This is a genomic window from Parabacteroides sp. AF18-52 (genome assembly GCF_003479145.1).
GTDB lineage: Bacteria > Bacteroidota > Bacteroidia > Bacteroidales > Tannerellaceae > Parabacteroides > Parabacteroides faecis.
In genome coordinates this window covers 23983-42440 of the sequence record NZ_QUGR01000029.1, presented here as the reverse complement: position 1 = coordinate 42440, position 18458 = coordinate 23983, and the positions used below count along the sequence as shown (strand labels likewise).

At 44.4% G+C, this 18458-nt stretch carries 14 protein-coding genes and 1 pseudogene; 3 read left to right on the top strand and 12 right to left on the bottom strand.

What is annotated here, in order from left to right; translation table 11 throughout:
* Positions 1–403: 403 nt before the first annotated feature.
* From DWX23_RS24360 to DWX23_RS24350, 3 genes are read left to right on the top strand one after another with little or no spacing between them, the layout of a single operon-like run.
* Positions 404–946: a DUF5063 domain-containing protein gene (locus DWX23_RS24360; protein ID WP_122355582.1), complete on the top strand. Its 543-nt coding sequence runs from the start codon at positions 404–406 to the stop codon at positions 944–946.
* Positions 943–1527 carry a 3'-5' exonuclease gene (locus tag DWX23_RS24355; RefSeq protein ID WP_122376419.1) on the top strand — a complete coding sequence of 195 codons (585 nt, stop codon included), beginning with the start codon at positions 943–945 and terminating at the stop codon, positions 1525–1527. The genes DWX23_RS24360 and DWX23_RS24355 overlap by 4 nt, the downstream gene beginning before the upstream one ends.
* Positions 1528–1533: 6 nt before the next feature.
* The gene (locus DWX23_RS24350) at positions 1534–2718 is read left to right on the top strand and encodes a class I SAM-dependent rRNA methyltransferase (RefSeq protein ID WP_122355586.1); all 1185 of its coding nucleotides are present in this window, start codon (positions 1534–1536) and stop codon (positions 2716–2718) included.
* A gap of 92 nt (positions 2719–2810) precedes the next feature.
* Here the strand turns inward: DWX23_RS24350 and DWX23_RS24345 are convergent, their stop codons facing one another.
* The 12 genes and pseudogenes from DWX23_RS24345 to DWX23_RS24290 form a co-directional block, all read right to left on the bottom strand.
* Positions 2811–4145: an NADP-specific glutamate dehydrogenase gene (locus DWX23_RS24345; protein ID WP_122355588.1), complete on the bottom strand. Its 1335-nt coding sequence runs from the start codon at positions 4143–4145 to the stop codon at positions 2811–2813.
* A 162-nt stretch (positions 4146–4307) separates the two neighbouring features.
* The gene (locus DWX23_RS24340) at positions 4308–4490 is read right to left on the bottom strand and encodes a hypothetical protein (RefSeq protein ID WP_122355590.1); all 183 of its coding nucleotides are present in this window, start codon (positions 4488–4490) and stop codon (positions 4308–4310) included.
* A 13-nt stretch (positions 4491–4503) separates the two neighbouring features.
* The gene (locus DWX23_RS24335) at positions 4504–4893 is read right to left on the bottom strand and encodes a DUF2007 domain-containing protein (RefSeq protein WP_122355705.1); all 390 of its coding nucleotides are present in this window, start codon (positions 4891–4893) and stop codon (positions 4504–4506) included.
* 44 nt (positions 4894–4937) lie between these two features.
* Positions 4938–6311, bottom strand: a complete 1374-nt coding sequence (gene hemG / locus DWX23_RS24330; protein ID WP_122376418.1) for a protoporphyrinogen oxidase — start codon at positions 6309–6311, stop codon at positions 4938–4940.
* A 1-nt stretch (position 6312) separates the two neighbouring features.
* Positions 6313–7680: an oxygen-independent coproporphyrinogen III oxidase gene (gene hemN / locus DWX23_RS24325; RefSeq protein WP_122376417.1), complete on the bottom strand. Its 1368-nt coding sequence runs from the start codon at positions 7678–7680 to the stop codon at positions 6313–6315.
* A 2-nt stretch (positions 7681–7682) separates the two neighbouring features.
* On the bottom strand, positions 7683–8888 hold the full coding sequence (locus tag DWX23_RS24320) for an MFS transporter (RefSeq protein ID WP_122376416.1): 1206 nt from the start codon (positions 8886–8888) through the stop codon (positions 7683–7685).
* 22 nt (positions 8889–8910) lie between these two features.
* Entirely contained in the window at positions 8911–10986 is a 2076-nt protein-coding gene (locus tag DWX23_RS24315; RefSeq protein WP_122376415.1) for a TonB-dependent receptor, read from the bottom strand.
* Between the two features lie 10 nt (positions 10987–10996).
* Positions 10997–13315 (bottom strand): TonB-dependent receptor, encoded by a 2319-nt coding sequence (locus DWX23_RS24310; protein WP_122376414.1) that lies wholly within the window; start codon positions 13313–13315, stop codon positions 10997–10999.
* A 57-nt stretch (positions 13316–13372) separates the two neighbouring features.
* Positions 13373–13735, bottom strand: coding sequence for a hypothetical protein (locus tag DWX23_RS24305; RefSeq protein ID WP_122376413.1), 363 nt, complete (start codon positions 13733–13735; stop codon positions 13373–13375).
* A gap of 28 nt (positions 13736–13763) precedes the next feature.
* Positions 13764–14069, bottom strand: coding sequence for an HU family DNA-binding protein (locus DWX23_RS24300; RefSeq protein ID WP_305036998.1), 306 nt, complete (start codon positions 14067–14069; stop codon positions 13764–13766).
* Positions 14070–14211: 142 nt separating this feature from the next.
* Positions 14212–14964 (bottom strand): annotated as a pseudogene (locus tag DWX23_RS24295) (DNA-binding domain-containing protein).
* Between the two features lie 221 nt (positions 14965–15185).
* Complete coding sequence (locus tag DWX23_RS24290; protein WP_122376411.1) at positions 15186–18251, bottom strand: hypothetical protein; 3066 nt, start codon at positions 18249–18251, stop codon at positions 15186–15188.
* Positions 18252–18458 lie beyond the last annotated feature (207 nt).

The window sequence follows — 18458 nt, the reverse complement described above, 5'->3', positions numbered from 1 at the left end:
TTCGATTCTGACATAAGTTTACCGTGGTGTTTTGTCAACTTATTTCAGGACAGGACAACGGCGAGTAATCAGTGGTTGATAACCGTCGGCCATATAGCTGATAATTATCGACCGATTGGCTCATAATCATCGACCGATCGGCTGACAATTATCAGCCGCTGATTTCATCCTTTACAAATATACAACAGAAAGAGGATAATTATTCTTCTGATCACTTGTTTTTTATCGTTTCTTACGTATTTCTCCCAAGGTTAATCAACAGCGACTATAAATGTGACAAACAGACAAATCCAAGAGACCATCTTTTTTATTAGACCTTAATTAAGAATTAATAATTCTGATTATCGCAATATATTTGTTACTTTTGCAAGTTAGAAATCTTAGGTACACCATAAGAAGTAACATGGAAAAGGAGAACAACCCTATATACGAACGTAATACGCTGGAGTTTGTAACTGTAGCGCTGGAGTTTTGTACATTTGTTGAAACAGCCGGAGAAAGAGAGCTGTTCGATTTTATGGACAAAGCTGTCAAACTATTGCCGTTACTTTATCTGAAAGCAACACTTCTACCGGAAGTAGAACCGGACGAAGATGACGAACCGGAGCTGACCGTTACGGAAGACATGTATGAATCTGTTCGTAACCGGATTGCTGAACTGCTGGGAGAGAAGGATTCCTATCTGGAAACCTTCCATCCGGATATGCAATACAGCGATACGCCTATCGCTGCATTTATCTCTGAAAACCTCGCCGATGTTTATCAGGATGTCGGGAATTTCGTTTCACTTTTCCGTCAGGGAAACGAAGAAGTCATGCTTCAGTCTATTGCCTTATGCCGTACCAATTTCCAGGAGTTCTGGGGACAGCAACTCTTAAACGCACTGAAAGCACTTCACGCTGCCCGTTACAGCGATGATGAAATTATTGAAACGAACGAGGAATGATGACACAATATACACACACAATAACAAAGGAAGAAATATCACTTCTTGAGATAGAAGAATTTTTAGGACGGATTATCGTGATCGATACAGAGAAAGACAGTGATAAAGCCGTTAGCTATTTATCCGGATTCGAGGCCGTGGGTTTCGATACGGAAACGCGCCCCAGTTTTAAAAAAGGGACACGTTATAAAATTTCGTTGATGCAGATCTCGACGGATGAGGCTTGCTTCCTTTTCCGGCTGAACCGGATCGGCATTCCGCAGTCATTGGAAGATTTTCTGGTGAATGAAAAGATACTGAAAATAGGTCTTTCCCTGCGTGATGACTTCGGCGCCATGCGGAAACGGACGGATATCAAACCGGCAAACTTCCTGGATCTGCAGAATTACGTCGGACAGTTCGGTATCGAGGATGCCAGCCTGCAAAAGATATATGCGATCCTTTTCGACAAAAAGATATCGAAAGGACAACGCCTGAGTAACTGGGAGGCAGATGTACTGACCGAACAACAGAAAAAATATGCTGCCCTCGACGCCTGGGCTTGCCTGAGAATATACAACCAATTGAATCAAGATAAATAATACAGAATGAATTATTGTAAAATCTTTCTCAAACCGAAAAAGGAAGAATCGTTACTGCGCTTCCATCCCTGGGTATTCTCCGGAGCGATCCAGAGCATTGAAGGTAACCCGGAAGAGGGCGATGTGGTAGAAGTGTACGGTGCAAACCAGCGTTTCCTGGCTATCGGCCACTATCAGATCGGTAGTATTGCCGTACGTATTTTGTCGTTCAAGCAAGCCGCGATCGATGCGGATTTCTGGACGAATCGTATCCGTATTGCTTATGATCTACGGCGTGAACTGGGACTAGCCGGTGTGGAAAACAATAATACGTATCGTCTGATTCATGGGGAAGGTGATAATCTTCCGGGACTCGTCATCGACATGTATGCCCATACTGCTGTTATGCAGGCGCATTCGGTCGGTATGCATTATGCCCGTCACAATATTGCCGAAGCTTTAAAAACGGTATTGGGAGATTCACTACAGAATATTTACTACAAATCGGAAGCAACCCTTCCTTACAAAGCGAATCTCGGAAGCGAAGACGGTTATTTGTATGGCGGAGAGGTTGAAGATATTGCCATCGAGAACGGATTGAAATTCTGTGTGGACTGGCAGAAAGGCCAAAAGACCGGATTCTTCGTCGACCAGCGTGAGAACCGTTCGTTACTGGAAAAGTATGCGAAAGGTCATTCGGTATTGAATATGTTCTGCTACACAGGCGGTTTCTCATTCTATGCGATGCGCGGCGGTGCAGAAATCGTTCATTCGGTAGACAGTTCTGCCAAAGCGATCTCGCTGACCAATAAGAATGTGGAGTTGAATTTCCCGGGCGATCCCCGTCATAAGGCTTTTGCGGAAGATGCTTTTAAATACCTGGAAAAGATGGGAAGTAATTACGACCTGATCATTCTGGACCCTCCAGCCTTTGCCAAACATAAAAATGTACTTCGCAATGCGTTGCAGGGATATCGTAAATTAAATGCGATCGCTTTCGAAAAGATCAAACCGGGAGGTATCCTGTTCACATTCTCCTGCTCGCAAGTTGTGAGTAAAGAGAATTTCCGGTTAGCGGTATTCAGTGCCGCTGCACAATCGGGACGCAGCGTCCGCATCCTGCATCAATTGACACAACCTGCCGATCACCCGGTGAATATTTACCATCCGGAAGGAGAATATCTGAAAGGACTGGTTTTATACGTAGAATAAAAAAACTGTAAGAAATAAAATAAAAAAGGGAGCCGTTTCGACTCCCTTTTTCCATGACCAAAAATCTATATTGTAACCGGCATTTTTGTCAATTATAAGATACCTTGCGCCATCATTGCTTTTGCAACCTTCATGAAGCCGGCAACGTTTGCACCCTTCACATAGTTTACAGTTCCGTCAGCCTGTGTTCCGTATTTTACACACTGTTCGTGGATAGACTTCATGATACCTTTCAGTTTTTCGTCTACTTCTTCTCTTGTCCAGCTCAGCTTCATTGCGTTCTGAGTCATTTCCAAACCTGATACAGAAACACCACCAGCGTTAGCAGCCTTACCCGGAGCGTACAGGATCTTAGCTTCCAGGAATGCATCGATCGCTTCCGGAGTAGAAGGCATGTTAGCACCTTCAGATACAGCGAAACATCCGTTTGCCAACAATGCCTTGGCATCGTCGCCATTCAATTCGTTCTGAGTGGCACTCGGCATAGCGATATCGCATTTTTCCCCCCAGGGGCGTGCACCCTGAACATATTTGCAACCATATTTTTCTGCATATTCGCGGATACGTCCACGATACAGGTTCTTCAATTCCATGATATAATCCAGTTTTTCACGGTCGATACCGTCCGGATCATAGATATAACCGTCAGAATCTGACATAGTAACCGGTTTAGCTCCCAGTTCGATCAGTTTTTCAACTGTGTACTGAGCTACGTTACCTGAACCGGAAACAGCAACCACCTTGCCTTTGATATCGATGTTACGAGTCTTCAACATTTCCAACAGGAAGTAAACATTACCGTAACCTGTTGCTTCCGGACGGATCAGCGAACCACCGAATTCAATACCTTTACCAGTGAATGTACCAGTGTTTTCGCGAGCCAGTTTTTTGTACATACCATACATATAAGCCACTTCACGTCCACCGACACCGATATCACCTGCAGGAACGTCTGTGTCCGGACCAATGTGACGCCACAATTCCATTACGAATGCCTGGCAGAAACGCATGATCTCAGCATTTGATTTACCACGCGGGCTGAAGTCGGCACCACCTTTACCACCACCCATCGGCAGTGTAGTCAATGAGTTCTTGAAAGTCTGTTCGAAAGCCAGAAACTTAAGGATAGACTGATTTACCGAAGCATGGAAACGAATACCGCCTTTGTACGGGCCAATCACGTTGTTATGCTGGATACGATAACCCATGTTTGTCTGTACTTGTCCTTTATCGTCCACCCAGGTTACACGGAATGAGAAAATACGATCAGGAATACAGAGACGCTCGATCAGGTTGCTTTTTTCAAATTCAGGATGTTCGTTATAGGCTTCTTCAATTGTGCCTAAAACTTCTGCAACTGCCTGATGATACTCGGGTTCGTTAGGAAATCTTCTTTTTAAGTTGTCTAAAACTTCATTTGCCTTCATAAGAACTGTTTATTTAGAATGTTATACCAATTTGCTATTTAACGTCCTTCATTCAAGAACGTCGCAAAGGTAAGCCATTTTTTCAAACTAGCAAATATTTGAAAGAAAAAATGATAAAAAAATATCATTTAGACATTTTAAAGGGGCAATAATAACTAAATGTCACTCATTTCTACGTTTTATGTTTTTATAGACAGGAACGAACACAATGATAGCTGATGCTACCAGGGCAAAAATCACATCAAATGTGATCTCTTCACTGTAAACAAGCAGCATGTAGGCTAAAACACCCCACAAAAGGGTGAGACATACCGCCTGACTATTTGTAATCTTTCTACGGGCCATTGGTTACATTTGTTTAGTTAGATGAGATTTGTGATCCAAAAAAGATCAATAATACCAAAAGTACAGCAATAATCACGAATAAGATGACAATTTGCTTTTCCAACGTATAATTACGTAGAAAAGGGATATGACGTGCCCAACCGGCTACAACCTGTATCTGCTCTGCTTCTTCGTCTTCCTCCGGTATATCATATCCACCGGCTTTCATAATCTCCAAAGCTTCAGGCACATCACTTTCCAGGATCTCCACACGAGCACCACCGACATCCACATAGCTGGCATATAACTGACTCGTGTATTCGTTTCGCAGATAACACTCGATCCCTTCCGATTTGAGCAACGCTATCAACGTTTGTGCCTCGGCCGGGTATTGAAACCGTGCAATCTCGACCATCTTATCCATATCATCCATGAACTTGTCTTTTTTACAAAGAAAGTAATTTTGACTTACATGAGCAAGTTTTCAGCAATACCTGTTGCCTGCCGGATCCGGTCGGCCATACCGATACCGCCTTTGATATTACCAGCCAGTATCAGACCGGGATAGCGTGTTTGTAGTTTATCGATCGTAGCAAAACGTTCACCACTGCTTAATTCATATTGAGGGATAGCATGGGCATGGCGGAAAATACGGATCATATCCGGCTGTATCCCGATCGGGAATTTCAACATCGCATGGAACTCATGTATCACCAAAGCCTTCAACTCGTCATCCGTCAAACGGGTCAGTTCCGAGCGTTTGACACCACCGATAAAGAAAGAGAAGAGCGCCCCTCCTTTCGGTGCCCGGTTATCGAAACAGGCTGCCGGAAAAAGGATTCCCAACACATCTTTCTTTTCACAGGAAGGGACCAGCCCCCCGAAAGCATTAAAATGTAAATTCCCTGTATTACGGATACCGACGCTAACTTGTACTACCGGGGCATATTGCAGGTTGCTGATCTTATCCATATCTACTGCGGGGATAAACGGTAACAGAGCCGACAATGTATAAGCACCGCAGGTCGTTACCACCGTATTGGCATGAAGGGTTTGCTCCCCTTCCGATGTTTTATAAGTAGCCTGCCAGCCATTTTCCGACGGACGGATCGTGATACCGGAAGCCGATAGCGTGATATTCGGGCGGCCGATGGTTTCTTCCATAGCCTTCACCAGATTTTCCAAACCACCGGATGCGGAAAATACCTTCTTGGTTGCCAGCCGGTCACGGTCCGTTTTAGGCAACCGGGCTTTTGCGATCGTTCCCTTGATAAATCCACCGTATTGCTGTTCCAGATTGTATAATTTAGGTAAAGCATAACGAGTAACCAGCTTCAGCGGATCGCCCGCATAGACGCCGGATAAAAACGGATCGACCGCATAATTCAGGAAAGACTTTCCTAAACGCCGGGCGGCCAGTTCTCCTACCGATTCATCCGGATTCATACCTTTGGCACGGAAGGGTTCTCCCAGGATACGGAATTTATCACTCAACGTGAATAAGGGGGTTGTCACGGCACTGAACAGGCCGGAAGGCAACGCACGGAATGAATTTCCTTTCCAGATGAGGCGGCACTTCGCCTCGTCATGGGCCGTCTCCAATTGACATGCCGGAGATAGAGCCGAAAACAATTCTGCCACTTCCGGATAAGAAACGACTCCTGTATTAGGACCGCTTTCAAAGATGAAACCATCTTCCCGGAAAGTATGTATCTGTCCTCCTACCCGGTCGTTACATTCCAGAATATGTACTTGTTTTCCTCCCCGCACGAGATGAAAAGCGGTGGTCAAACCGGTCAATCCGGCTCCGATTATCAGAATATCCGTAGTATGCTGTTTCATATCAGACTGGTTTTGAAAATGATTTATTTGAGTGAAGCATCAGTTTATCCAGCGATGCAGCCACATTACGAACAAAAAGGGCACCTTCGGAAGTCATGCGGATATGATCATCGTCATATTCGATCAGACCATCTTCGGCAAACTCCCGTATGCGATTCTCATCATAGGCCGTTGCTGCCTTTACCTCATCTACCGGACAAGACAGACGGATTGCCACTTCCTGCCAGTTCAATGTATAATTACACATCAACGTTTCGATCACTTCGCGGGTAATCTGTTCGTCACGATTCAGTGTGTATCCTTTCGTTATAGCAAACGAACCGCTCCCGATCTGTTCGATATATCGATTGATGTCTTTGCTGTTTTGTGTATAGGCGGAACTCAACTGACTTATACCCGTCACTCCGAAAGCATACACTTGTCCTGTCGCACGGCGGGTACAATAGCCCTGAAAGTTACGGTGTAACTGTCCGTTTTGCCGGGCTGTGTAGAGTTCGTCATCTTTGCGGACAAAATGATCCAGTCCGATCGTTTTATAACCGTTGCCACCTAATATTTCTTTGGCAGCTTCAAACATGCGGCTCTTTTCCTCACTGGCCGGAAGCCCGGCTTTTTCCAGGATCAACTGTTGCCGGTTGACCCAGGGGACATGGGCATAAGAGAAAGTGACCAGACGGTCGGGTTGTAAAACAGCCGCCCGGGTGATGGTTTCGGAGAAGCTTTCGGCTGTCTGGAAAGGCAGTCCGTAAATAAAATCCATATTGATACGTGCACCTTTGCTGCGTAGTATCCGGAAGATCATTTCAACCGGAAGCAAGGCCGGACGGCGGTTTACCGTCTTCAATACTTTCTCATCGAAATCCTGGACCCCCAGGCTAAAGCGGTTAAAACCGGCTTCTGTCAGGCATTGCCAATATTCTTCGTCCAGATATCCGGGGTGGCATTCCACTGCTATTTCCGGCTGATCGATCGTCTCAAAACCGGATAGCAGATGCTCGTTCAGTTCCTTCAACACATACACCGGCATTGCCGTAGGGCTTCCTCCGCCATAATGGATCTGGGAGATTTTCCGTCCGGGAGCCAGACGCTCTTTCACCCGGTCGATCTCCTCATGTACAGCTTCTATATAACGTTCTACCACATCCCGGTTCATCATCGCAAACGAATTACATCCGCAATAATGGCAAAGATGACGGCAAAAAGGAATATGCACATAAAATGAGATGTGTCCCGGACTGGCGGTGTTAGAGGCTTCTATGGCAGATTCATAATCCGTATTTGTAAATGTATCCGTAAAATAATTGGCCGGGGGATAACTGGTATATCTCGGAACCGGCACATTATATTTCTGTAATAAGTCCTGTATCATAACTATGCTGTTTCTTTCTCTTTTCTGAACACGATCAATATATAAGCAAGCGACAAGACAGCCAGGCTGACTTCAAAGAAAAACAATCCGTGATAGCCGGTATGGTCGGCAATCTTTCCGCTCAATATCGCCATCAGCATCCCGCTCAAATGGGTAATGACTGTCTGTATCGTAAAGTCGGTACCTTCCCGTCCGGGGCGTACGCAATCCATCGCCGTAGTATAAACAACGATCGTCGCCATGCCGTAACTCCCCCAAAGCAAGGCAATACCGGCATACAACATGCCGAGCGTCGGAATAACATATGAAAGCCCCAGGAAGTAAAGCGTGGCAAGCAATACAAAGACGGAAAACAGGATACGCGCCCAATGCCGCCCGATCCGCCGTACGACAAACCCTCCGATAAAAGAAAAAACAAAACCGAAGGAAGTTCCGACCACGCCACTCATCACCCCGATCTCTTTCATGGAATATCCCAGGTCGACCAGATAAGGCTTCAACATCGCCAGTGTACCGATCAGGCCGGAATAATAGAGGAACAGGAAACCGATCTGTTTCCATATATTCTTTTGGGTAAAGAAATAAAAGACATCTGCTTTCTTCGCCCTTTCATGTGTATCTTTCGGAGCAATCTCCAGGCCGCGGTTGAACAGCAACGGAAGCAAAGCCACGATCACGAACAGAGCCACACACGGCAGCAGGCTGTTCCAGCCCAATTGCTTAAACAACAGCAGCAACACCCCGCCGCCGATCATCGAACCGCCGAAGCTGCCCATCGACTGCATACTGTTCACCAGGCTCTTATCCTTCCGGTTGAAAGAAAGAACCGCCAGTGCATCGGTCGCAATGTCCTGTGTGGCTGAAGCGATAAAAGATACGATGATCAAAGCGATGATGGTATAAAAGTCAGTTTTAAAATCGAGGAAAGCTACGGCAAAGATCAGGATGGCATAGATCAGCTCAGAAGAGAAGATCCACCGCTTGTAATCGCCCGTTGTCCGGGCATGACGGTCCACCATCGGCGACCACAGGAACTTCAGGATCCAGGGCAGCTTGATCAGTTGCAGCAATCCGATGGCTGACAAAGAGAAATTCTCCTGCCTCATCATCACCGGGATCACGGTAGAGAAAAAACTCATCGGAATGGTCTGCGCAATATACAGACAGAAGAAAGTTCCGAGATTAAACGCTTTATTTTTTTGTATCATATCTTATCAGATGTAAGCCATATCAAAGTGCTATCGCCACACTTCCGCCAATCGTAAACGGCCGGCCCGACTGTGCCAGACCTTTTCCTGCCGATTCGAAATAAAAAGCGGTATATTGTGTATCGGTGATATTCTTTGCCCAGATTGCAAAGGTAGCGAATCCTTTGGTTATTGACACTTTTCCGTTCAATTGTCCGTAAAAAGGTTGGGAAACTTTGTTATCCTCTTTCCAGTGGATCCGTCCCACTCCGGTAAAATTCGTACTGATCATGATACGGTCGATATGGGAACAAGGTGTCGGAATCGTATAATCGGCACCGACGGCAAAGGTATGCGAAGGCACCATCGGGAGATAATTGCCCGAATAATCGATCTTTTTCTTCTCATCGACATACTCCTTAAACGTAGCATGGGTGAAACCATAATTCACCTGCACCATCAGCCCGTTCACCGGATTCCCCTGCAAGCTAACCTCTACCCCTTTACTCTCGCTCCGTCCGGCATTGGTCAACATCGAACCGCGTCCGGAGGGAAGGGTCTGGCTGATCTGCTGATTCTTCCAGTCGATCCAGAAGAAAGCGATATCGGCACGCAAGCGGTTATCCAGAAATGGATGCTTACCGCCTATCTCGTAGTTCCAGCTTGTTTCCGGGCGGAAAGAGCGATCCTCTTCACGTTCGAAAGAGGTATTGAATCCGCCGGTCTTATATCCTTTGGTCACAGTCGCATAAAGGATACCGGAAGACGGGAATAGATATTGTAAGGCAAACTTAGGCGTCACCTGGCTGAATTTCAGTTTACTGTAGAAAGCATCCGATTGTTCCGTTTTCTCTTCCGTATCTTTGAAACCGACAAAATCGGTAGAAGCACGTTCGTAATCATACCGTATACCGAAAGTAGCGGAGAGGCCGTCGAACAACAGATCATCGAAAGTGGACTGGTGATACAGGGCAAAGCCATAAGTCGGCGTATCATAGAATTTGCGGGTTGTGTATTTTTGTGCCAGATAATCGAGTATCACCGTATTATCGATCCCCTGCCAGAATCCGAAAGCACCGAACAGCCATTTATACCGATTGGCCGTTGTCGATTTCAGATTCAGCTCTTCCGAAAACATCTTCTGCTTCTGGTCTTGCCGGGCAAAATAAACGCTTGCCGGAGAAAAATCCTGGTCGATACCCTGATGGTCCGACAAATATTGAAAGGCTGTTTTACTGCTCAGGCTATATCCGGTTCCTTTATACTCTGCCGTCAGGCCGGTTGTCGACAGAACGCGTTTATAAAAACTATAGTCGTTATAGTTTACCTCACCGGGCTTATGGGTCAGCGAATCGCAGACTGCATAAGGGTATCCTCCCTGTTTGGAATAATCGTAGGAACTCATCAAACCCAGCGACCATTGCTGCGTCGGCTGCCATTCCAGACGAATACGCCCGGAACCACTTTTCTGGTCATCGGCCTTCTTGTCGGTAAAGGTATTGGTGAAATAGCCGTCGCTCCTGTTATAATCGGCAGAAAGGGAATAGCCGAATTTCTCCCCTATCTTCGCATAGCGGGAAAGGGCATAATCGCGGACACCGTACGTTCCGTTGGAGATCGAGGCGTTCATTCCCTGAAACTTCAGGGGGGATTTGGTATATACGTTGATGATCCCTCCCATCGTATTACGTCCGTATAAGGTTCCCTGCGGCCCGCGCAATACTTCGACACGGTCTATTTCAGCAAAGTCAAAATCGAATGCCGACTTTTCAAAGTAAGGGATACCATCCACATAAAGCCCGACGGAAGGAGCGTTGATCTTTGAACCGACCCCGCGGATATAGACCGGAGAGGTCAGCTTCGAGCCGTAATCAGGCATAAAGAGGTTCGGAATGAATGAACTGAATTCCTTGATACTTGTAATGTTCTTATTCTGTATGGCTGTACCGGTAACAGACGATGCCGACAGCGGCTCCAGGCGCAGATCCCTGTTTTGTTTGAATGACTGGACTACAACCTCGTTCAAATCGATCTGACGGACTTTCGTGGTATCCTGATCATCTGCTTTTACCAAGGAAACAGAGAGCGACAGACAACAGAACAAGAATAATACCTTCATATAATTTATTTTAGAAAGTTACCGCAACCTCTGCCCCGATCTGGAACGGTTTGCCTTTTTGTATAAATGAATTATCGAATGATTCGAAATAAAAAGCCTGATAATCCGTATTCGTTATATTGCGGCTCCATACATTCAGGCTGACAGCACCTTTGCGCACACCTGCCTTCGCATTCAATACGGCATAAAAATCCTGGCTGATATCATTCTTTTCCGTCCAGAAGATCTTCCCTGCTCCGGAACATTGTGCAGAGACGGTAAACTGATCCAGCCAGCAATTACGTAATAACTTCGTATATTGAAGTCCCAGGCTCACAGTATGGCGCGGCGTGTAAGGGACAAAATTATCCTTGTAGTTCACTTCCTGTTTGCTTTCCCGGTCGATCGCCAGGTAATCACGGAAAGTAGCGCGGGTAAAACCATAATTCAGATCGGCAGTCAATCCCTCGGCAATACGGCTGCGAAGACTTACTTCCACGCCATAGCTATCGGCTTTACCGCCGTTGGTGATCATACGGCCGCTACCTGTCTTTGCAAATGTAGTTAACTGAATATCCTGTATATCCATATAGAAAAGTGTCAACTCAGCATTCAGCCGGTCTTTTATCAATTCGCTACGGACACCTAATTCATAATTCCAGCTATGTTCCGGCTTATAAGAAGCCACATCTTCCACAGCCGACGGCTTATAATTTTCAGCCATAGCAGGCATGAATTTATTCATCAAATCATAACGTGCATATTCCTGCACCAAATCACCAAACATCTGTACATTATACCCTCCGGTTTTATACCCTCTGGCAACAGAAATATATGTAAATGTTCCCGGACTGCACTGATAACGCAACGAGACTTTAGGCAAGACTTGCAAAAAATCCTGTGATGTCTTTCCCTCCAAGCGGGTATCGACGGGTAAAACAATTTCCGGACGTGGCCCTACTTTTACCCCGATCTTCATGCTATCTACGGCCGAATCATAATTCAGCTTCGCTTTTTCATAATCCAAACGGATACCGGCTGTTACAGACAATCCTTCTACAAACAAATTATTGTAAGTAGATTGATGAAAAGCAGCAAAACCAAATGTCGGAGTTTTAAAATAACCGGGGAAATAAATCTGCTTCTTATCATCTCCATACACCGTCAGTTTCGGATTCTTGACCATTTCATCAAATGCCTTCTGCAAAACACCTTCCAGGCCATCCTCCTTAAAGATAACCGGTCCGTCCGTATTCAGACTATTATAGAAACCGTATGCCCCGAAGCTCCATTGATAGTTCTTTTTATGATTGGATCGGATCGCCACCTCTTCACTCCACGCATATTGTTTCTGCTTCTGGTTCAAGGTAAATACCGACTTTTCCGTATAATCCTGGTCCATCTTCATATCATCCTTCAGATACTGGTAGGCAGTAGTGGAAGAAAGCAGTATCTTATCCGTTTTCCATTCCAGATAAAGGCTATTATTCAGCATATTCCGTTCATAGGAACTGGGATCGTTGATGCGTATCGGAGCGACCGTCCCTGTTGCCTTATCATACAGTCCGTAAGGAAAAGCCCGTTGATTGACATAGTCGTAGTTGAATGTATATTGCGCTTTCAGGTTCGGCTTGATAAGCCAGTCCAGTTTGAAACGACCACCTGCCGATTCTTCTTTATCAGCCCGGGTATTATTATATTCGTTGACAAAGAATCCGTCATTCCGGTCGTAATAACCGCTAAGAGAAATACCGACATGGTCGCTCAATTTATTGTAATGCGAAGCCTTCACCTTGAATGCCCCATAATTTCCACCGGATAAGGAGATTTTGGTTCCCTGATAATTTAACGGCGAAAGTGTATAAATATTCACGATCCCTCCCATCGCATTACGTCCGTACAAAGTCCCCTGCGGACCACGCAACACTTCCATACGCTGAATATCATTGAGTTCAAAATCGAATGTGCTCTTATCCAGATACGGCACGTTATCCACATACAGTCCGATCGACTGTCCGCTGCTCCGTGCACCGATACCCCGGATATAAATAGCCGAAGTCATCTTGGAACCATAGTCCGGCATATACAGGTTGGGAACGAACGAACTGATATCTTTCAACGCATCGATCTGACGTCCTGAAATAGCCTGCGGGGAAAGGATGGAAACAGAACCGGGCAACAAACGTAAATCGTTCGTCTCTTTCGTAGACGAAGTCACAATGACCTCATCGATGTTATACGTTTTGATCGTATCATTCTCGTTGATATTCACTTTCACTTCGTCAGCCTTCAACGTTTGTAAACCAAGAAGAGAGCCGGCAGCCAGGACATACAGGTAGCGTTGTTTCATCGTGTTCGAACTATTAGTATTTTACGATTGCAAAGGAATAGGAAAGATAGAAGACAATCAATCACTAGATGTAGTGATTTTAACAAATAAAAAGAGGGGATGTAAAGCTTGAGCCTCTTCTAACCAAAGAGTAGTTCCATAGGTCGACAACATCCACCCATCTACTTCAGATTTATCCCCATCTTTCAATTGATCCAAATCGATCGTAACCGTCCTTGCTTCTACGACAGCCATATTGACAAGAGCCAGCATCGAAACCATCAAAAAGACAATTACCGGTTTTGAAGTTCTCCGCCACAGGTCGGTTGAGCCTGTAGGTATTATCTTTTCCACTTTATGAAACCACCACCCTATATAAAACAAAAAAAGCAACAAGCCACTTCGTTGCCTGTCGCATTGCTGCTTATCTACCATATTCATACTCCCTATATTTTTTTAGTAAACACTTCTATTCTATTTTATCTTTGTTCAAATCTTTTAGAAAAGCAATTCCCGGACGGAACTTCGCTGTCCGGCGGGAAGGGACCGTTTTCGGCTCGCCCGTTTTGGGGTTACGTCCGGGGCGTTCCGTTTGTTGTACCGGATAAAAGGCGCCGAAGCCTTGAAACATCAGTTTGTCGCCCTGCTGCAATACGGCAGTAGTCGTCCGGAGCAGACTGTCGAGCACGACACGCACCTGACTGGTGTCGATGCCTGTATCGGCAGCCAGTTGCCTGATAAGTTCTTGTTTGTTCATCTTTTTATTGTTTTGAATTTATTTATCCGAAAATTGGTTCCCTCCGGTGCAACCGCACAGGTTCCCCTGCCGGGAACCATCCTTTCGCTGCATCGGGAACGCCCCGGTTCCTGCAAGGGGAACGCCAGGGGTCCGGGTACGGCGAAAGGATGGGGCGTACTTATTCGATCTCGGGACGGTCGCCACCGCCACTGCCGTCGCCCACAAATACAGAGGTAGAAATGACACGGGGAGTTTTGCGTAAAGCGTTCTTCCCTTTCATATACTGGGTAGTTATCGTGAGTTCGTAAGTTCCGTTCCCTAGTTCGGAAGGAACGATAAAGATCAGTTTGCCGGGATCGTTGGTGCTGAACATCTCGTTGCCGAGTTTGACAACGGCATCGGTAGCGGTATTGCGAAAAGTGATCCCCACCGTTTCATTGTCGCCCACCACACGGAGGTAAGCACCGAAAATGGCGAAGTTGCGTCCGGGTGTCATGCTGCCGTCGGTCATGTTGTTGCTGCGGTCTTCCACGCCGCTGATATACATCACGTCGGCCTTTTCTCCCTTTATGACAACTTCTGTCTTTGCGATCTCTTCGCGTATCATTTTATCTTGTATGAAAGAGACGTAAATCCCGTTCTTTTCGGGGTTCCAGATGCCTTGTTCGATAATTCCGGTAAAACGGGGCACTGCATGGAAGAGTCCGGTATTGACGTTAAAGCCGTTCATCAGGAAGCGTGCCACAATACGTTGAAAGAGTGTAACGACATGAGTCATAGTCTATTGCCTGAGTCCTGTATCTTCTTCAAGCATCTCTTTGTAGATTTCTTCAAGCCCGGCATCACCTGCGGGGTCCAGTACCAGAATCCGGTCTTTCGGATCTGCCGTTAAGCTGTTGTCTGCCAGCCATCCGCGTAATTTGTTTTGCATACTAGTGTTTTTTATGGATTATTGTAACTGATCCGAATAATAAACGACCGTTTTGTAAAAAATCAAAATGACTAAAAAAAACGATCGTTTTAGCTAGTCATTTTGATAATTAGTTATTCTCACAAATCAAGTAGATTTGATTTTTATACCTATTTTATTTAATCATAAAAATGTAATCGTTATTCTGATTGGCTATGTATCTATTTTTCTTCCTCACTTTCTTATTTTATCTTTCCAGACATATATCCGTAAGCCATTAGTACCCGAGAGGAAACTTCACCTCCATTCGGAAAAAATTGATAAACTTCGATAATGCAACACTGGTGTTCCGGAGAAGTCGAAACATCTACGATTTTTTTATCCCATTTATATCCTGCAAGATAGCCATTTATGGGGTCTGACTGATATTCTTCAAACTTATTGTTAATCATAACAGAAAACGCCTTAATATACTCCTTCTCCATCGTTTTAAACTCAGTTTTTATAGTGGTCGCAATATCCACACCCGGATCAAACATAGAACTAAATTGATGACGTGAACAATTATCAGTCGTGAATTTAAAATATTTAAAACTATGTCCGTCTTCTATATGATTTAGAATAATTTTTAGTTTGATCTCGACACTTTCTTCAGTAGGCTGCAAATCAACATATCCAAAGTCTATAACGAGTTTAGTTTCCGAATTCGTTCCATCCCATTCTTTTTGAAATATAGGAGTAATCCTCATGAATTCGACCCATTCGTTCTTAGATAACCTATATTGTACTCCTGTCTTAAAACCTTCTAACGGCCAGCCGTAAGAAAGAGCCAAATCTAATAATTCTTTGATTAAAGGAAGACTAGAACCATTATAACAAAGAGCCAAACCGACCGCTTCTCCGGTTCCATCCGCTCCCCATTTGGTAACAAGACTCGTCATAATGGGGAGTGCATTGTCTGTTTTAAAAAAAGTAACGAGTGCCGGGGGTTTTACATGCAACAGAGCTGCATTAAGAAATGGGAATATTATACTTCCCCAGTCAGAAATTTGGTTGAAATAGGCTACATCTCCTATATTATTCATTAATAGGGGAAAAGCTTTTTCCGACCAGTCGTAAGGAAGGAGCCAATTTAAAACTCCAATTAATTCGTCATTAATATTAGCCCCTGCATTAAGAAGTAGGCCTATAGCTTTTCCTATTTTGATCTCTCCCCACACTTTTACAAGATCATTAATGGCAGAAAGTGCACTCTTCGCGTTAAAACAAGTAAAGAGTCTCTGGGAGTCCACACACGTCAGAGCTGCTTCAATGAATGGATATATTATATCCTGCCAACCGGAGATCTGAACAAAACAGACTACATATTCTACATTCTCAAGTAATCGGGGAAGTTGAGCCAACTGAATCCATGTTTCTACCGGACAGATATGTTGTGATTCTTTTGAATATTCTTTAGCGAGCAAGAACAAACAATCTTTCTTCCAATCGGATATATTGGCAAATTTAAGAACCAATTCGCAATCGTTGATAAAACTGTCAAGGGATGCGATCTTACTACACCGTGGCCACTGCTTAGGAACACTATTGTTGATTAAATAAAGTAACGAGTCTATCTCCCATTCGACAAGCCGAGCAAAGGCCTGGACAGCTGGAGCATTATTAGATATAATAGGTAAAGAGGCAATGATGATCCAGTCTTGGTAAGAACGTCCTTTCTCATTTTCCGCAAACGCTTGAGCAAGGAGAAGTAAATTCTCAATATTCCAATTGGGTATTTGGGCAAAAGCAGCAACTAAAGTTGGCTTGTTCTCAAAATAAGCATGACAGGTTGCAACACTGATCCAAGTTTCAATTATAGTTGCCGAGGAGGCATAAAACAGTCGGGCTAGAGCAAATTTGTTAAAATTTCTCCAACCAGATAGCCGAGCCAGTGAAACGACAGCTCCAACATTGTTTTGAAAAGATGGTAAGGAAGCTATCAGGAGCCAGTATTGGAAAGAGAGACCGCCTTGGTCAGTCCCTAGCGCTTTAGCAAGGAGGAGTAAATTATCAATATCCCATTTGGGTATTTGAACAAATTGGGCTACCTGGGTTGGCTTGTTCCTAAAATAAGCATGACAGGTTGCAATACTGATCCAATTTTCAATTATAGCTTCCGAGGAATTATCAAACTGTTGGGCTAGATCTAACTTGTTAACCTCATCCCAACCAGATAGCCGAGCCAGTGAAACAACAGCTTCAACCTGGTTGCAAAAAAATCGATAAGAAGCCATCTTGAGCCAAGAGTGGAAAGAGAGACCGCCTTGGTCAGTCCCTAACGCTTGAGCAAGGAGGAGTAAATTATCAATATTCCAATTGGGTATTTGGGCAAAAGCAGCAACTAAAGCTGGCTTGTTCTCAAAATAAGCATGACAGGTTGCAACATTGATCCAGCTTTTAAATATAGTTGCCGAGGAGACATTAAACAGTTGGGCTAGAGCAAATTTGTTAAAATCCTTCCAACCAGATAGCTGGGCCAGTGAAACGACAGCTTCAATTTCGTTTTGAAAAGATGGTAAGGAAGCTATCAGGAGCCAGTATTGGAAAGAGAGACCGCCTTGGTCAGTCCCTAACGCTTGAGCAAGGAAGAGTATTTTTTTAACACTCCAATTGGGCATCAAAGCAAAGGCTATGACTTCCTTCTCTCTATTAATAAAACAGGGGATCTCTGCTATTCTAATACATGCCCAAAAAGTTTCATCTACAAGATTATCGGGCAACATCTTGCCTAAAGCGATCAGATTGTCAAATTCCCAAGGAAGTTGGAGAAAAGACTCAACTCTGATCGACATGTTACAAAAACAAGATATCCGCGCTACTTCAATCTTTTGTTTAAATGTTTCATTGTTTAAAGGAGCGTCAATTAAAGAATTGATAAACGCTAATAAAATATCACTATTCCAATCCAACGACAATAAATCGGAGAGCATTTCAAGATCAAAATTGTTCCGGGTACTCCAAACGGCCAAATTATAAAAAAGATCAGCTTCTTCTTTATTTTTCGCCTGATTAGTAGCCCAACAGGCTAGTGGATCATTGGGCGAATGCTCTCTGAAAAATATATCCGATGAGTCTTTATCCAATACCCGCTGAATGATCCTTTGCTGGTAGCCTACAGGCAAAAAAGTTCTTTGCAAAGAGATAGGGGTACCCAAATGTTCCCTGTACGTATGCAATATCTCATCCATCGGTGCCTGAGCTGATGCTCTCGGATTGCTTTCGAGAGTACGTGCCTGGGAGAATGGTTGAGATAAAGACGTTTTCATTTAATAGTCTTTCTATTTTATGAGAATGGATTTTGTGCTTTACAAAAATAAACAGTATTAAAGATTCTCGCAATTTTCCTCCACCGACAACTGGATAACTTTGTGAACGACCGGATTTCGGTGATAAACCTATTTGCTATGATATATTACGCACACAACAAAAGAAGGAATATTGGAATATTATACGCTGGTAGTTAGAATGGATAC

Excerpts from the sequence above, each read along its gene's own strand:
- DWX23_RS24360 (WP_122355582.1), top strand. The coding sequence starts at position 404 with ATGGAAAAGGAGAACAACCCTATATACGAACGTAATACGCTGGAGTTT.
- DWX23_RS24355 (WP_122376419.1), top strand. The coding sequence starts at position 943 with ATGATGACACAATATACACACACAATAACAAAGGAAGAAATATCACTT.
- DWX23_RS24350 (WP_122355586.1), top strand. The coding sequence starts at position 1,534 with ATGAATTATTGTAAAATCTTTCTCAAACCGAAAAAGGAAGAATCGTTA.
- DWX23_RS24345 (WP_122355588.1), bottom strand. The coding sequence starts at position 4,145 with ATGAAGGCAAATGAAGTTTTAGACAACTTAAAAAGAAGATTTCCTAAC.
- DWX23_RS24340 (WP_122355590.1), bottom strand. The coding sequence starts at position 4,490 with ATGGCCCGTAGAAAGATTACAAATAGTCAGGCGGTATGTCTCACCCTT.
- DWX23_RS24335 (WP_122355705.1), bottom strand. The coding sequence starts at position 4,893 with ATGGATAAGATGGTCGAGATTGCACGGTTTCAATACCCGGCCGAGGCA.
- hemG (WP_122376418.1), bottom strand. The coding sequence starts at position 6,311 with ATGAAACAGCATACTACGGATATTCTGATAATCGGAGCCGGATTGACC.
- hemN (WP_122376417.1), bottom strand. The coding sequence starts at position 7,680 with ATGATACAGGACTTATTACAGAAATATAATGTGCCGGTTCCGAGATAT.
- DWX23_RS24320 (WP_122376416.1), bottom strand. The coding sequence starts at position 8,888 with ATGATACAAAAAAATAAAGCGTTTAATCTCGGAACTTTCTTCTGTCTG.
- DWX23_RS24315 (WP_122376415.1), bottom strand. The coding sequence starts at position 10,986 with ATGAAGGTATTATTCTTGTTCTGTTGTCTGTCGCTCTCTGTTTCCTTG.
- DWX23_RS24310 (WP_122376414.1), bottom strand. The coding sequence starts at position 13,315 with ATGAAACAACGCTACCTGTATGTCCTGGCTGCCGGCTCTCTTCTTGGT.
- DWX23_RS24305 (WP_122376413.1), bottom strand. The coding sequence starts at position 13,735 with ATGAATATGGTAGATAAGCAGCAATGCGACAGGCAACGAAGTGGCTTG.
- DWX23_RS24290 (WP_122376411.1), bottom strand. The coding sequence starts at position 18,251 with ATGAAAACGTCTTTATCTCAACCATTCTCCCAGGCACGTACTCTCGAA.